A 1,011-nucleotide genomic window follows, 5' to 3' on the forward strand; every position below is an offset into this window, starting at 1 on the left:
GCCTGCCACACCTGCCCGTGATAGACGAACGCCGCGCCCTCGCTCGCCAGCGCCGCGAGGCCCGTCAGGGCCGGGTCGTGCACGGTGATCACGCTCGTCGGGATCTCGCGCATCATCTCGGCGAACGGCGCCTTGCGCTCGAACGCCTCGCGGAAACCGCCCTGCTGCAGCACCCGCACGATCCGCGGCGCGATGCCGCCGCCGATGTAGACGCCGCCGGTGGCGAGGAACGTCAGGGCGAGGTCGCCGCAGGCGCGGCCGAGGAGGCGCGCGAACAGGTCCAGCGCCTCCGCCGCGTGCGGATCCGCGGCGGAGAGTCCGGCCTGGGTGATCGCGGCCGGGTCGAGCTGGTCCCGCGGTGCTCCGGATCGAACGTGGCAGACCGCCGCGTGCAGCCGCGCGAGGCCGGGACCCGAGAGCAGGGCCTCCACCGTGACGCGCCCCTCGACCCGCTCGACCACGTGCCAGATCGATTCCTCGAACGCGTCTGTGGGCCCGAGCTCGGTGTGCCCCGCCTCGGTCGAGACGATGGCGAGGCGGTCGGAGTAGGGCACGAGGGCAGCCGCGCCGAAGCCGGTGCCGGGGCCGAGCACGAGGCGGGGGCCCTTCGCCTCCTCGCGCGTCGGGCCGACGGGGGTGAGATCGTCCGGCGCGATGCCGGCGGCGCCCGCGGCGACCGGCACGTAGTCGTTGACGACGACGGCGCGGGAGAGGCCGAAATCCCGGCCGATCCGCGCGCCCTCGATGACCCAGTGGGCGTTGGTGAGCTGCACGGCCGGTCCGTCGACCCGGCCGGCGATGGCGAGGATGGCCGAGCGCGGGGCCGGCGCTCCGGAGGCGCTCTCGGCCGCTCCCTTGGCGAGCGCCGCGCGGATCGCGCTCGACGGGTCCGGGTGTCCGGCCGTCGCCTCGTGGGACAGGAGCCTCGGCGCGGCCCCCTTCTCCGCGACCAGGGCGAAGCGGGCGTTGGTGCCGCCGATGTCGCCGACGAGGACCGGGAATTCGAACATG

At 75.3% G+C, this 1,011-nt stretch carries 1 protein-coding gene; it reads right to left on the reverse strand.

From position 1 onward, the window contains the following. Window positions 1–1,010: glucokinase (locus MOX02_RS30715; RefSeq protein WP_147029528.1), on the reverse strand; the 1,010-nt coding region annotated here is incomplete at its 3' end. Window position 1,011 lies beyond the last annotated feature (1 nt).

Source organism: Methylobacterium oxalidis (assembly GCF_007992195.1).
Classification (GTDB): domain Bacteria; phylum Pseudomonadota; class Alphaproteobacteria; order Rhizobiales; family Beijerinckiaceae; genus Methylobacterium; species Methylobacterium oxalidis.